Genomic DNA, 14,615 nt, shown 5'->3' with positions numbered 1-14,615 from the left:
ACAGGTGATGTAAAGTTGAACCGCCGTATACGAGAACCGTACGTACGGTGGTGTGAGAGGTCGGCTAATCAATTAATGATTAGCCTCCTACTCGATTATGAAATCGCGATCCAATTACTTAAGATTATTTACAGGAATTACCTATTGTAGTGTATAATTAGAATAAAATAAATTAAAAGGAGGTTAGAGGATAGTGTCAGACTATCAAATGGAAAAAACAGTAGGAAAATGTTTTCGAGCAAAAAATGAAAACTATATTGATACGGTAAGGATTTTAGGAAGCCCTTATACCTATAAGGTTGTCGGAGGGGTTCCAGAGAAAGATGCTATGCTCCAAGTAGTTGATTTTACAGAAAATTTTCTGCTTGTAGTGGTAGACAATAGTTTATTTGAAAGTGATGTGAATTTTATTGTTAATCGCTAATATTATTTTAATTATTATCCTCTTAGCTGTGATTACATTGTTAATCTCAAAAATGGTTATCATTGTACAGCAAGGAGAAGTCAAAGTAATTGAAAGCTTTGGAAAATATGTAAGGACCCTTGATCCTGGATTGCATTTTTTAATTCCTGTTTTGTATACTGTTAGAGGTAAAGTCTCTTTGAAACAAACACCTTTAGAAATTGAACCTCAAAGTGTGATTACAAAAGACAATGTAATTGTAAAAATTGATGAAGCTATTAAGTACCATGTGACTGACGTCAGGGCTTTTGTCTATGATAATGAAGATTCAGTGACCTCAATGATTCAAGATTGTCAATCCAATTTACGAGGAATTATCGGAAAAATGGATTTAAATGAAGTCTTAAACGGTACAGAGGAAATCAATACTAGTTTATATGATAGTGTCAAAGATATTACTGCCGGTTATGGGCTATCAATCGATCGGATTAATATTGGAGAAATATCAGTATCGGATGAAATAATTAATTCAATGAACAAATTAATTACTGCTAGTCGCGACAAAGAATCTGCGATTACCATTTCAGAAGGGCGAAAACAGTCTGTTATTTTAGAATCAGAAGCAAAAGCCTCGGAAATGGAGATTGATGCCGAAGCACGTGCCAAACAATCGATGATTGATGCTCAAGCTAGAGCAAATCGAATGCAAATTGATGCCGAAGCAGAGGCTTCAAAAATTGCTGTTTTAACTGAAGCTGATAAACGTAGAATCATCGAGCTAAATAAAGCAATCAAAGAAAGTGAGCTTGACGAAAAGGCCTTATCATATCTAGGCATTCAAGCCTTTAGAGATGTGGTAAAAAGCAATACGAATACAGTTATCTTACCAAGCAACATGACAGAACTTGGGAATATTCCAGTGGTAAAAGAATTGTGGAACAAAGGGAATCAGGAGTAAGCTTTATGATTAAAAGTTACTTGCTTAGCAGGTAGCTTTTTTTTGAAAAAAATGAATATGGAACGTTTAAATGATTTCAGGTATAGGTTTTCTCTAAAATTAAGCTATTTGTAGAAAAACATGAGAGAATTTCTAGTTATTTATCTATATAATTGAATGGAAAGAGTATTTTTTTCTTCATAAAAATGGTACGATTCTTATGAAGGAAAAAAATAGGGGAAGTGAGAATAATTAATAATCAGCAAACAAAGTCAACACAGTCGATATTTCTTTGTAAAGAGGTTGATCCAAATCATCTTGGACGAGAAATCTATGCAGACAATGTTGAGACACCGTATTCTTTCTATTTGATACGGAAACTAAATTTGGCGAGAGACTATCAAAATTTAGCTGAAGGAGAAGCTTTTTTTGAAGCAATTTGTGAGAGTTGGGATGAAACAGATGAATTCGAAGAGCTTGTAGTGAAAAAAATCTACCTATATGTTGAAACTGAAATTATGTTTTACTCTGTTCTGTTTGGAAGTTTTGAACCCGTATCAAGAACCCAGAAAATCAATTTGAAAGAGTGGATTGCTAACGTTTCAATCGAAAAAGTAGATCGACCTTTAGTGCATAGTGGAGCCTTAACGACAAATAATGACGAGTTAAAAGCGATGATGAAACAACTAATGGAAACCTCAAACGAGATATTCCGTTTGCGAAAAATCATTAACGATTTAAATGACAATATGAACGTAGCCAAAATAGAAACAAGTTCAGAATCTAATCCGATAATATCAAGAAGTATTCGGACGATTCATTTAAAACGAGCACAGCCACTATTAATTAATGAAGAAGAGACTGACAACTTAGTTGAGTCAAAAAGACTTAGAGAGACAGAAGAAGTCGTCGAGCTACCTTCTGAAGTCGTTGAAGAAATGGCATCAAAGATTGTTCAACCAGAAATGGATGTGGCTAGAAAAAAGTTGAAACTAGAGTTGGCAAAGAAACAACTGCCAGTTCTAGAAGATATCCAGAACAAAAAAATGGGGTATCCAGATTCCGACCTAAAAAAAGACTCCGAAGAAATAACGCTATCTGATCTACAACTTCAGCAGCAAGCTGATAATAAAGAGATACCTGATGAAAAAGAATCAATTAATTCTTCTAAAAAAAGAACATTGGTAAAAAAATCAATAGAATTAGAAAAAGTAAGCTCTTTGGATTATAATCGTTTAGTTATGGAAAAAGGAAATACTCCGAAAGCAAAACTTGCTAATTGGCCCACTTTTTTTCAACGAATAGAGGCCGAAAAAAAAGTGATTTTGCCGAAGAAAAGGTCTGATTTTTCGAGAGATGAAATGGAAAGTTTGGAAGACAAAATTTACTTACATTTTATGAATAAGCGGATAAGGGGAACAGCTAAAAAAAGCCAAACACAGAAAAAAAGTATTACGCGAGCAGAATTGTTGGCAAAAATAGGTCAAGCAGAATATTTAAACTATTCTTGGGGGCAAGTATTGAAGCAAAGAAAAACAGATGTGTTAATCTGTGGAAGATTAAGTAGCTCAAATTTAGTTGCAGCTCTAGATGAATTTTTACATGAGATGCGTGAAATTGCTTATAGCCGTAGTTTATTCGGGCAAAAAGTTCGCTGTTCTGCAGATCGATTACGCAGACTTGAAGGGTATATTTTAATGGACCAATATATGCAAAAATTAAGCTTTGCACCTGTAGATTTTGAAGAAAAAAAAGGCTATTTTTAGAAGCCTTTTTTTGTTAGAGCGCCTTTTTTGTTGTTCGTTTTTGATGTACTTTATCAACTAAATAGAAAGTATTTGCAAAGGAAGCATTTTCTTATAGAAAATATAATGAAATTATGTCAGTTTGTAGTATAATTTTCAATGATGGATGAAAGGCGGGGTGTTAATGAGGGAAAAGCAAATGTATGCAGTAGTAGATATTGAAACAACTGGTACAGATCCGTTGACAGATCGCATCATTCAATTTGGTTGCGTATTAATAAAAAATGGAGAAATCGTTTCACGTTTTGCAACAGATATAAATCCTAATCAAGCAATTTCAAAGCAAATTCAAGGATTAACTGGAATAAGTAATACTCGTGTCCAAAAGGCTCCGTATTTTGAAGATGTTGCGTTAACGATTTATAATTTATTGGCAGATACAATCTTTGTGGCTCACAATATTTATTTTGACTATGCATTTTTGAGTCATGAATTGGTGCGTTGCGGAGCTCCTAAATTGAAAATACCCGGTATTGATACGGTAGAGTTGGCGCAAGTTTTTTTACCAACCGAGAAGAGCTTTCGCTTAAATGATTTGGCAGAAAGTTTGGGATTAGTACATGATAATCCCCATCAAGCGGATAGTGATGCACAAGTAACGGCAGAATTGTTATTATTAATTGAACGAAAAATGTATCAATTACCATTAGTAACCATGGAAAAAATTACGAAACTTAGTCATAAGCTTGGAATGAATACCCATGACTATATTTCAGACATATACGAAGAAATGAAAAATGATATTCAACCATTATCAGACCAATTAAAAGTTGTGGATGGTTTGGTTCTTAGAAAAAAAGAAGTTCCTTTATTTCAACAACAATTATATGGCGGAAAAAATACTTTCCCAAAAAGTAAAAAAGCCAAACAAAAGCGATTCTCTGAAACAATAGGGTATCGAGCGGAACAAAGCAAGATGATGAATTTAGTATATCAACACTTCACAGAAGATGAAAATAAGGATCTGTTTATTGAGGCGGCTACTGGAACAGGAAAAACACTAGGATACTTATTCCCGTTAAGCTATCTAGCAACGCCGGAAAATCCTGTTGTAATAAGTACAGTCTCGATTGTTTTACAAAACCAGTTGCTAGAAAAAGATATTGCTTTAGCGAATCAGGTTTGTGAAAAAAAATTGCACGCAACAGTAGTGAAAAGTCATAGGCATTATCTGGATTTACAAAGATTTAAAGCAACACTAAATTTCTCAAACAAAGCAAAACAGTATGTTCTGTACCAAATGGGCGTACTTGTGTGGCTATTGGAAACACAAACGGGAGATTTGGATGAGTTGCAATTAACGACGTTAGAACATCCTTTTTGGTATGATGTTATTCATCGAGGTACAGCATTTTTATCAGAAAAAGGAGCCTTATACAAAGAAGATTTCCTCCGCTTTTTGCATAAAAACATTAAACAAAGTAACGTTTTAATTGTAAATCATGCGTTCCTATCACAAGAAACATTAAGAGAGGTTCCGCTTTTGCCTAAAAGCTCCTTTTTGATTATTGATGAGGCGCATCATTTACCAGATATTGCTGGTAGAATTTCGTCAAAACAGTTTAATTACTTTACTTTTAAAAAACAAGTTAGCTTATTGCAAGAAAAAGAACAATTATTTGATAAGGTTTCCACTAGTCTAAAATCTTATCCAGAAGAAACAAGGCTAGTTCGTATTTATGATCAATCACTTAATGAGGTTGTAGAAGAATTTTCTGATTTTTTCTTTGAGTTAAGGCAGCTATTTTCTAGTTCGCAAACGAGACGATTTGGCGAAGAACGTCTGGTTGAAAAAGAGCTTTTTGATGGTCTGTCAATCGAAGGGGAAATCCTGATTCAAAAAATAGAGAGCCTATTTAGTGATATGCTACAAATGCAACAGAGGATTCAGCAAATTATTGAAAGAAATCTGGAAACTTTTTCTGTTAATGAGCGGATTACTTTTGTTCGATTATTGCGCTTTTTTGAGACGGTTCAGCAAGTAATTGACTGTTTTGATATTTTTGTAAATGATTGGCAACCTTGTTGGGTAAAAGAATACTTAGAGAATAAGCAAGGTCAAGTAACTTTAAAGGTTAACAACTTAGAGGCTAGCATTTTGTCTAGCACCCTCTGGTATCAGCGCTATGAGAAAATTTTATACACCGGTGGCACGTTGAAATTCGGTAAAAACAAACATTATTTGTCAGACAAACTTGGCTTAACAGATGTTGTTTTTAAAACAATTCTTGATCCCTATGATTACGAAGATAACGCTCGTTTATTTTTACCTACAGAATCAATCAATATTCAAGAGTCAAATCCACATGAATTGGCACAATATATTGCTTCTGTTATTCGAGAGATATCTGATCAGGAAGAGCGACCAATCTTAGTTTTATTTACTTCCCACGAAAGTTTAGCGAATGTGTATCACAAATTGCAGCCTGATATGTTAAACCGAGGTCGAGAAATTTTAGCTCAAGGAATAACAGGCGGGCGAGAAAAGCTATTGAAACGTTTTTTTCATTCCAAAGACAGTATTTTGTTAGGGGCGGATAGTTTTTGGGAAGGGGTAGATTTACCTGGAGATGCTTTGCAAATTTTAATTGTTACGAGACTTCCTTTTGAAAATCCAAAGCGTCCCTTTGTCAAAGCGCGTTATAACTATTTGGAAGATAAAGGAATTGACCCTTTTGGACAAGAAGCCTTGCCTAAAGCGACTCTACGCTTAAGACAAGCATTAGGGCGTTTAATCCGTTCGCGACAGGATAAAGGGGTGCTAATTGTTTTAGATAAGCGATTGGTTACCGCAAAATATGGCAAAAAAATGCAACGAGCCTTGCCTAAGAATTTACCAATCAAGGAAATACCATTTTCAGAAATGCTACTGGAATTAAAGGAATTCTTAAAGAAATAACTGATTTAAATTCCATTACTGACTATTAAAATTACTTGCTTTTCTGCTATAATGGTACCCAGTAAGTGTTGAAAGGACGAAGCAATTGAAAGAAAATGAAGAACTAGCAGAACAAAAGAAAATAAAGCTTCTTTTAGGACTCATAGCGACGCTTTTAGCAATTATTGTTTGTATGATTATTATTTTTATTCGATCAAATCACTCAATGGCTCAAGCTGAAAAAGAAGCAACCGAAATAGCAAAAGAATACGCAAATCTAGAAACAGTAGATGATTTTTATTGGTTTACGAGGAAAGAAACTTCTTTTAGTGTTGTCGGTAGAGATGATAAGGGCAATGAATTAATCGTGTTAATTCCTAAGTCTGGAGATTCAGTGAAAGTACTGAATCAAAAAGATGGTGTTTCAGAAAATCAAATTCGTCAAGTGATGGTGCAAGACTATCAACAATCAAACATCAAAAAAGTAAATCTAGGATTGTATGATGGGAAAGCGACCTGGGAAGTTGTGGCTGAAAATCCCGACAAGTCCTTAAATTATTATTTGCTTTCTTTTGAGAATGCGGAAGAAATTAATGTGATAAAAAATATTTAGAGAATAAATATAATTGAAGCATAGTCAGTTTTTGAAATTATACTTTTGACTGAATTGTTCGGGAGCATTCAGTGATTAAAGGAAAAAACTAATAAACTATAAAATGTCAAAAATGGATGGAGTGTAAAGTATGAGATTATCGAAACGTGCAGAGCAATTAGAACCGTCAGTGACTTTAGCGGCATCTGCAAAAGCAACAGCTTTAAAAGCTAAAGGTTTGGATGTTTTAAGTTTAACTGTGGGAGAGCCGGATTTTGCAACACCTAAGAATATTCAAAAAGCTGCGATTGCTGCGATTGAATCTGGAAAAGCAAGCTACTATACACCTTCTTCCGGGATTCCAGAGTTAAAGCAAGCAGTTACTAAATATATCGAACAGAATTATGGTTTAAGCTACTTACCCAAAAATGTAATTGTTACAGATGGGGCAAAATTTGCGCTTTATTTACTATTCCAAGCACTGCTTAATGTGGGAGATGAAGTTATTATTCCGGTTCCCTATTGGGTGAGTTATGGAGAACAAGTAAAATTAGCAGAAGGGAACCCAGTTTTTATTTCTTGTCAGCAAGAGCAGAATTTTAAAGTAACGGTAGAACAGTTAGAAGCAGCTCGGACAGAAAAAACTAAAATGATGATTTTGAATTCCCCTTCTAATCCAACAGGTATGATTTATTCCAAAGAAGAACTTCAAGCGATAGGAGATTGGGCAGTTTCCAATAATGTCTTAATTGTTTCTGATGATATTTATGGCAAGTTAGTTTATAATGGAAACCAGTTTACACCAATTGCAACTGTTTCTGAAGAAATTCGTAAGCAAACCATTATTATTAATGGAGTATCAAAATCTTATGCGATGACAGGCTGGCGTATAGGGTATGCTGTGGGAGATGAAACGATTATTGCAGCAATGAATAAAATTGCGTCTCAATCCACGAGTAATCCAACTGCTGTTAGTCAATATGCTGCTGTGGAGGCTCTAAACGGTAATCAAGAGACCATTGAAGTGATGCGCCAAGCTTTTGAAGAACGGTTGAATACGATTTTCCCTAGAGTAGCGGCAATCCCTGGGTTTAAATTAGTGAAACCACAAGGGGCATTCTATCTGTTTCCTAATATTAAAGAAACGATGGAGCTTTCAGGTTATACTGACGTCAATCAGTGGGTTGATGACTTGCTGGAAGAAGCGCATGTAGCGTTAGTTACAGGTGCTGGATTTGGGGCGCCAGAATATGTTCGGATTAGCTACGCAACGGACTTAGATACATTAGAAGAAGCGATTTCTAGGATAGAAAAATTTGTAGTAAGTAAAATTGAGCGTTAAAAATACTTAATTCGGGATAGGTAAAAAAGTAAAGCGAATGGGAGAGACTTTTGTGGAACAAATTCAAATTATTGATTCTAAAAAACATGTAGGAGAGACGGTAAAAATCGGAGCGTGGGTTGCTAACAAACGTTCAAGTGGTAAAATTGCTTTCTTGCAATTACGTGATGGAACGGCCTATTTTCAAGGAGTCGTTGTGAAAAGTGAAGTGCCAGAAGAAGTATTTCAGCTTGCAAAAAGTTTAAACCAAGAGACGGCTGTTTTAATTACTGGAGAAATTCGTGAAGATAGCCGTTCTAAATTTGGTTATGAAGTTGGGATTTCTGGCATTGAGGTTGTGGGAGAAAGTACTGATTATCCGATTACTCCAAAAGAACACGGAACAGATTTCTTGATGGATCATCGTCATTTATGGTTACGCTCGTCAAGACAACATGCCGTTATGCAAATTCGTAATGAAATTATTCGAGCAACCTATCAATTCTTTAACGATAACGGTTATGTCAAAATTGATCCACCAATTTTAACAGGTAGCGCACCAGAAGGTACGACAGAATTATTCCATACTAATTATTTTGATCAAGAAGCTTATTTATCTCAAAGTGGTCAATTGTATATGGAAGCTGCGGCAATGGCTTTTGGCAAAGTATTCTCATTTGGGCCGACTTTCCGTGCTGAAAAATCCAAAACACGTCGTCATTTGATTGAATTTTGGATGATCGAACCAGAGATGGCATTTATGCATCAAGAAGAAAGTTTAGAAGTACAAGAGCAATATGTTGCTTTCTTAGTGCAAAGTGTTTTAGATAATTGTGATTATGCGTTAGATGTATTGGAAAGAGACAAAGAATTGCTTAAAAAATATACAACATTGCCATTCCCAAGAATTAGTTACGATGATGCGGTAGAGCTGCTGAAGAAAAATGGGTTTGAAGATATTGAGTGGGGCGATGACTTCGGTTCTCCTCACGAAACCTTTATTGCTAATTCTTTTGAACAACCAGTATTTATTTTGAACTATCCAAAAGCAATCAAACCGTTCTATATGAAACCACATCCGACACGGGAAGATGTTGTGATATGTGCTGATATGATTGCACCCGAAGGATACGGTGAGATTATTGGTGGTTCTGAACGTGCAACTGATTTTGAGTATTTATTAGAAGAAATTCGTAACTGTGGCTTAGATGAAGAAGAGTATTCATGGTATTTAGATTTACGACGCTACGGCTCGGTTCCTCATGCTGGATTTGGCTTAGGTTTAGAACGTACAGTTACTTGGTTAGCAGGTATCGAGCATGTTCGTGAATCAATCCCATTCCCACGTCTATTAAATCGTATTTATCCTTAAAAAATAGAGCACAGCTAGAGCTAATTAATAAAATTGGCCCTAGCTGTTTTTTTGATTCTAAAATAAGGGATATCATTTGCTAAAAAAAATTTGTGGTGCTAGACTTATTTTGTAGAAATAACAAAATTACAGGAGGTTTTTATATGAAAAAAACGATTGGATTAGGAATGGCTGTATTTGCTTCATTATTATTGTTAACTGCCTGTGGTGGTGACAAGAAAACAAATCATTCCTCAAGTGATAAAGCAAGTTCAGCATCGAGCAGTATGATGGAAGAATCTTCAATGATGGGGTCAAGTGACACAGCGATTGCGAATTATACAGATGGAACGTATAAAGTAGAAGCGAAAGAATTTGACGAAAACGGTTGGAAAGAGCATGTTGAATTAGTAATTAAAGATGGAAAAATTTCAGAAGTTACTTATGACGCAGTCGACAAAGATGGAAAGTTGAAAACTGCTGATGCAACCTACAAAGAAAAGATGGAGGCAGGAAGTAAAACCTATCCAGAGAAATATACGAAAGAACTTGCGGATCAATTAATTAAAACTCAAAATGTTAATGAAGTTGAAGTAGTGACCGGTGCGACTCATTCTTCTGAAAACTTTAAGAAGTTAGCTGAAGAAGCTTTAATGTTTGCTGAAAAAGGTGAAACTGGTACACATACATTGGATTTAGGAAAATAAGCAAAAATAGATTTCTTTTAAAAGACTTTAGCCATTATCTGTATTTGTTATAGATGATGGCTTTTTTGATATTTTTATTTGCCTTTTCGATAAAAAGAAGGGAATTGGTTTAGATATCCTTGATTTTATGGTAAAATGGCAGAAAGTATGAAAAAGGAATGACTTAAATGGTGAATAGTACACAAGTGAAGAGAAAACATTTTCGTTTTCCAGCCTATGACGATACATTAGGTGTGAAATTAACTCCAGAAAACAAGCGAGTATTATTTCAAGAGGAATCTATGGCACAATCAGCACAACAGATGGATAATGATGGATTAAATATTGTAAAGCAACCGATGGAATCAACTAAGAATATGAATCATAGCCGATCTCAAAAAGAAGAGCTGGCAAAACATAAATCAAATTTACCAAACTATTCTGCTACTCATGAACCAACTAACAGAGTTTCAGGAGTGAAGAAGAAAACTAGTTTGTTTGGTTCGAGACCTAGTCGTAATAATTATGATTTTAGAAGTAAAGAACAAAGCTCACCTAAAAAAACCTCTATTTCAAAAAACTATAGTTACGATGAACGTTCTTATTTTGTGCCAAAGTATATCCCTGCATCCGTTATTCCAGAAGATGAAGGGCCTGTATTTACAGAAGAAGAATTAGTCTCTGCAATGAAAAAAGATAAAAGTTCTTACTTATTGTTTGATGACGAACCGGCTGTTTTCCAAGTTAAAAATGCTGAAGAGGATGATACTGTTACGAAATTTAATATTCCTTCAGATGCACCTGAAATCCCAGTTACTAGAAGACAATACCAACAAATTAAACCTGATATGGAACGTTTTGGAAAGACTGATATTAGTCATTCTTTACCAAGATCTAGAAAAGAATTGAAGTCTGCAAAAGCCAATGCTAAGAATCAAACAGCTTATGGGCAAAAAGTTGCAGAAGCAGAGCAAGAAAAGAAGCGGAGTATTCTAGATAAATCTCTAAGTGGGATTATTGAAGATTCTAGCAATGAGATGGGAAATAGTAAGTATTTTAATTAATAATTTGTACCAAATTGTAGATAGAAAATTAATTACGCAAAATGTTGTTAAATAGGTCAATCTATTTCAAAAAACAGCGTAAAGAGGGGCTGAAAACTTACATTATTAAAAAAAATGTAAGTTTTTTCTTGTCTATCGGTTGATTATTTTTTTGTTTTGTATGATAATTGATTTCGTACGATTTTTTCATTTACAAAAAAGATACGTTTTATATAGATATTTAGAGAAGAGGATTATGATGGGAAATCAAGACAATAAATTACATCATTTTGTTGGAATTAAAGGATCTGGTATGAGTTCTTTGGCATTAGTTTTACATGAAAAGGGCTTAAAAGTTCAAGGGTCAGATGTAGAAGAGTATTTTTTTACGCAATGTGATTTGGAAAAAGCAGGGGTGAATATTTTGCCTTTCAATGCGGACAATGTTCAAAAAGAAATGATTGTTATTGCAGGTAACGCTTTTCCAGATACACACGAAGAATTGGTGCGAGCAAAAGAATTAGGTGCTGAAATCATTCGTTATCATGACTTTATCGGTCGTTTTATTCAACCGTATACAAGCATTGCGGTAACAGGCTCTCACGGGAAAACAAGTACAACAGGCTTGCTTTCTCATGTATTAAGTGGGATTGAACCTACTAGTTATTTGATTGGTGATGGAACAGGACACGGTGAACCAGATGCAACCTTTTTCTCTTTTGAAGCTTGTGAATATCGCCGACATTTCCTAGCCTATTCTCCTGATTATGTGATTATGACTAATATTGATTTTGACCACCCTGATTACTATGAAAGCATTGAAGATGTTTTCTCCGCTTTCCAATCGATGTCAGATCAAGTTAAAAAAGGAATTTTTGCCTATGGAGACGACAAGTATTTACGTAAATTAAAGGTTGATATCCCTGTTTATTATTATGGTGTAAACGATGATGATGACATTCAAGCGAAAAATATTGAGCGGACAACAAAAGGTTCTTCTTTTGATGTTTACTACAAAAATGATTTTGTCGGACACTTTGTTTTACCAGCGTTTGGTCACCACAACCTCATGAATGCTTTAGGCGTCATTGCAGTTGCCTATTTTGAAAAATTAGATATGGAAAAAGTAGCACAAGAAATGTTAACATTTAAAGGTGTTAAACGTCGCTTTACAGAAAAAACTGTAGGAGACATGATTATTGTTGACGATTATGCTCATCATCCAACAGAAATTGCTGCGACTATTGATGGTGCTCGTCAAAAATACCCCGATAAAGAAATTATTGCGGTCTTCCAACCACATACTTTTACTCGTACAATTGCTTTAATGGATGATTTTGCTAAGGCCTTGGATTTGGCCGATCATGTTTTCCTTTGTGATATTTTTGGTTCAGCTAGAGAGAAACAAGGAGACGTAAAAATTGAAGATCTAGGAGCAAAAATTGAAAAAGGTGGACAAGTAATCAAAGAAGATAATGTTTCGCCACTATTAGATTTTGAAAACTCTGTTATGATTTTTATGGGTGCCGGTGATGTTCAAAAATTTGAACAAGTCTATGAAAACTTGTTAAGCAACACTACTAGAAACGTTTTATAATTTTAGTTATTAGGAGAGGATGGAACAAAACTAAAAATCAGTTTTGTTTCATCCTCTAAATCGAAATAATCGGTGGTCAAAAATCTGAGGTTTCGGAAATTTCCCGGAAATCACTCAATACATAAAGCGTATGGTGTGCTTTGCGGTTCAATTTCTCGCCCCAAAACGACTTCTGTCTCAACCTATTTTTACCATTATAAGCTTTTGTAGATCAGTCATTTAAACTTGCCTTTTGACGGCTTTTTGGTACAATTATCTTATCACTTATGGAGGTGTACTAATTTTGAATATCGGAAAACCGAGAAAATTAGGCAAAACCATCGAGGATATTGAGGAAGGGGAGTCGTTATCCTTAACAGAGTCAATCGAAGACAAAGATTTACTTTTGTATTTGGGTTTAACTAACGATGCCAATCCTCTATACATCCAACATGATTATGCCCAAAAAACAGAATACGAACAACCAATTGTACCATCAATTATGTTGATGGGAATTATTACCAGTGCTATCTCTAAGCATTTGCCAGGTCCAGGTTCTCATGTAGTTAACTTTTCAGTAAATTTTGTTGCACCTGTTCATCATTATGAAACATTAACTTTTCAGTTTGAAGTAATTAAAGTGGATAAGATGAAAGATGTTGTTACAATTTCTATTGAAGCAGTCAACGAAGAGGGAGCGAGAGTGCTTGATGCTGTAGTAATGGTTCAACCACCTCAAGTAAGGATAGAACAATTAGAGGAACAGAAAGGAAGAAAACATGAATAACGAAACAGTACAAGTTGGAACCGGTTTGAATAAATTTTATTCAAAGATTTACGCATTTATGGCCATGGGAATAGGCTTAAGTGGGATTGTGGCTTATTTTGTCTTGAAGGTCTATGCTAATGAAGTGTTTAGTTTTTTTGCGAGAACTCCTTTTTCTTTCATAGGTATTTGGATTGTTGAGATTGGTTTAGTTATCTTTTTAGGGATGAAGGCTAGAACAAACCCAAGCTTAGCAGTCAGTGGTTTTATTCTCTATTCTTTATTAAATGGGATTACTTTGTCAATCACTCTGATGATCTATACACAAGGGGTTGTCATAGGAGCATTTATTAGTGCCTCTGCAACCTTTGTCAGTATGGCTCTAGTTGGAATGTTTACTAAGAAAGATCTCTCTGCAATGGGACATGCCGCGTATAGTGCATTGATTGGGATTATCATCGCAATGTTACTGAATGCATTTATTTTAAAGAGTCAACCAGTTGATTATCTAATTTCTTTATTAATGGTGGTTATTTTTGCAGGAATCACAGCGTATGATAATCAAAATATTAAGAACATCTACAATCAAACAGGAGGACATCCTGGTACAGGCGTAGCGGTCTTCATGGCGTTACAATTATACTTAAACTTTATCAATTTATTCTTAGCTTTCCTAAGAATTTTTGGCAAAAATAACTAAAGCACTTAGATTAAAAAAGAGGCAATGACGAAATATTCGTGATTGCCTTTTTTTATAAGAACCACAGATGTCTGAAATATACAATCAAGGACAACTGAACAATGAGATAATAGAGTCAAATCTAAACGCAAAATGATAAGTTGAATCTTAGTGAGGATGTGAAAAAAATGTCAGAATTAAAAGGATATTTAGCGAGTGAAGCTGAGAAATGGGCAGGTGTCAAAGTATATTTTCGTGAAGACTGGGGTTGTACTTATTTTGAAGTAGCTGGGAAATGTTTTGCACTATACGGAAAAAACAAAGAAAAGGAACCTGTTCTTACGATAAAAGGACTGCCTGAAAAAAACGAACTGCTGAGGGAGCAATATTCATTTGTAGTGCCTGGTTATTATACGAATAAAACTCATTGGAACTCAATTTTAGTTGAGAAAAGTACATTTTCTAAAGAAGAGCATTTAAATTTGCTGAAAGAATCTCGCAACTTAGTTGTGGCAAAATTACCTAAAAAAGTACGTGAGGGCTTATAAAAGAAGATGAGATAAAACAAATCCGTTTTA

The 14,615-nt window shown here is 34.8% G+C and carries 13 protein-coding genes; all 13 read left to right on the top strand.

Features of this window, described 5'->3' with window-relative positions:
• Positions 1-208: 208 nt before the first annotated feature.
• The 13 genes from BCR26_RS04375 to BCR26_RS04315 all read left to right on the top strand — a co-directional run bounded on the left by BCR26_RS04375 (position 209) and on the right by BCR26_RS04315 (position 14,585).
• Positions 209-424, top strand: coding sequence for a hypothetical protein (locus BCR26_RS04375; RefSeq protein WP_069697760.1), 216 nt, complete (start codon positions 209-211; stop codon positions 422-424).
• Positions 411-1,361 (top strand): SPFH domain-containing protein, encoded by a 951-nt coding sequence (locus tag BCR26_RS04370; protein WP_069697755.1) that lies wholly within the window; start codon positions 411-413, stop codon positions 1,359-1,361. Before BCR26_RS04375 ends, BCR26_RS04370 begins: the two co-directional genes overlap by 14 nt.
• Before the next feature lie 221 nt (positions 1,362-1,582).
• On the top strand, positions 1,583-3,106 hold the full coding sequence (locus BCR26_RS04365) for a hypothetical protein (RefSeq protein ID WP_069697754.1): 1,524 nt from the start codon (positions 1,583-1,585) through the stop codon (positions 3,104-3,106).
• A 145-nt stretch (positions 3,107-3,251) separates the two neighbouring features.
• Positions 3,252-6,044 carry a helicase C-terminal domain-containing protein gene (locus BCR26_RS04360; RefSeq protein WP_084387014.1) on the top strand — a complete coding sequence of 931 codons (2,793 nt, stop codon included), beginning with the start codon at positions 3,252-3,254 and terminating at the stop codon, positions 6,042-6,044.
• Positions 6,045-6,129: 85 nt separating this feature from the next.
• Complete coding sequence (locus tag BCR26_RS04355) at positions 6,130-6,636, top strand: cell wall elongation regulator TseB-like domain-containing protein (RefSeq protein WP_069697752.1); 507 nt, start codon at positions 6,130-6,132, stop codon at positions 6,634-6,636.
• A 130-nt stretch (positions 6,637-6,766) separates the two neighbouring features.
• Complete coding sequence (locus BCR26_RS04350) at positions 6,767-7,957, top strand: pyridoxal phosphate-dependent aminotransferase (RefSeq protein ID WP_069697751.1); 1,191 nt, start codon at positions 6,767-6,769, stop codon at positions 7,955-7,957.
• 52 nt (positions 7,958-8,009) lie between these two features.
• Positions 8,010-9,308, top strand: a complete 1,299-nt coding sequence (gene asnS, locus BCR26_RS04345) for an asparagine--tRNA ligase (protein ID WP_069697750.1) — start codon at positions 8,010-8,012, stop codon at positions 9,306-9,308.
• 143 nt (positions 9,309-9,451) lie between these two features.
• Positions 9,452-9,994 (top strand): FMN-binding protein, encoded by a 543-nt coding sequence (locus tag BCR26_RS04340; protein ID WP_069697749.1) that lies wholly within the window; start codon positions 9,452-9,454, stop codon positions 9,992-9,994.
• A gap of 167 nt (positions 9,995-10,161) precedes the next feature.
• Positions 10,162-11,037 carry a hypothetical protein gene (locus BCR26_RS04335; protein WP_069697748.1) on the top strand — a complete coding sequence of 292 codons (876 nt, stop codon included), beginning with the start codon at positions 10,162-10,164 and terminating at the stop codon, positions 11,035-11,037.
• Positions 11,038-11,275: 238 nt separating this feature from the next.
• Positions 11,276-12,613, top strand: a complete 1,338-nt coding sequence (gene murC / locus BCR26_RS04330; RefSeq protein WP_069697747.1) for a UDP-N-acetylmuramate--L-alanine ligase — start codon at positions 11,276-11,278, stop codon at positions 12,611-12,613.
• A gap of 283 nt (positions 12,614-12,896) precedes the next feature.
• Positions 12,897-13,379, top strand: a complete 483-nt coding sequence (locus BCR26_RS04325; protein ID WP_069697746.1) for a MaoC family dehydratase — start codon at positions 12,897-12,899, stop codon at positions 13,377-13,379.
• Complete coding sequence (locus tag BCR26_RS04320) at positions 13,372-14,058, top strand: Bax inhibitor-1/YccA family protein (protein WP_069697745.1); 687 nt, start codon at positions 13,372-13,374, stop codon at positions 14,056-14,058. Before BCR26_RS04325 ends, BCR26_RS04320 begins: the two co-directional genes overlap by 8 nt.
• 167 nt (positions 14,059-14,225) lie before the next feature.
• Complete coding sequence (locus BCR26_RS04315; protein ID WP_069697744.1) at positions 14,226-14,585, top strand: MmcQ/YjbR family DNA-binding protein; 360 nt, start codon at positions 14,226-14,228, stop codon at positions 14,583-14,585.
• Positions 14,586-14,615: the final 30 nt, after the last annotated feature.

This window comes from Enterococcus rivorum, from assembly GCF_001742285.1.
GTDB lineage: Bacteria > Bacillota > Bacilli > Lactobacillales > Enterococcaceae > Enterococcus_L > Enterococcus_L rivorum.
This window is presented reverse-complemented; position numbering and strand designations above follow the sequence as displayed.

Excerpts from the sequence above, each read along its gene's own strand:
- BCR26_RS04375 (WP_069697760.1), top strand. The coding sequence starts at position 209 with ATGGAAAAAACAGTAGGAAAATGTTTTCGAGCAAAAAATGAAAACTAT.
- BCR26_RS04360 (WP_084387014.1), top strand. The coding sequence starts at position 3,252 with ATGAAAGGCGGGGTGTTAATGAGGGAAAAGCAAATGTATGCAGTAGTA.
- BCR26_RS04350 (WP_069697751.1), top strand. The coding sequence starts at position 6,767 with ATGAGATTATCGAAACGTGCAGAGCAATTAGAACCGTCAGTGACTTTA.
- BCR26_RS04340 (WP_069697749.1), top strand. The coding sequence starts at position 9,452 with ATGAAAAAAACGATTGGATTAGGAATGGCTGTATTTGCTTCATTATTA.
- BCR26_RS04335 (WP_069697748.1), top strand. The coding sequence starts at position 10,162 with ATGGTGAATAGTACACAAGTGAAGAGAAAACATTTTCGTTTTCCAGCC.
- murC (WP_069697747.1), top strand. The coding sequence starts at position 11,276 with ATGGGAAATCAAGACAATAAATTACATCATTTTGTTGGAATTAAAGGA.
- BCR26_RS04320 (WP_069697745.1), top strand. The coding sequence starts at position 13,372 with ATGAATAACGAAACAGTACAAGTTGGAACCGGTTTGAATAAATTTTAT.
- BCR26_RS04315 (WP_069697744.1), top strand. The coding sequence starts at position 14,226 with ATGTCAGAATTAAAAGGATATTTAGCGAGTGAAGCTGAGAAATGGGCA.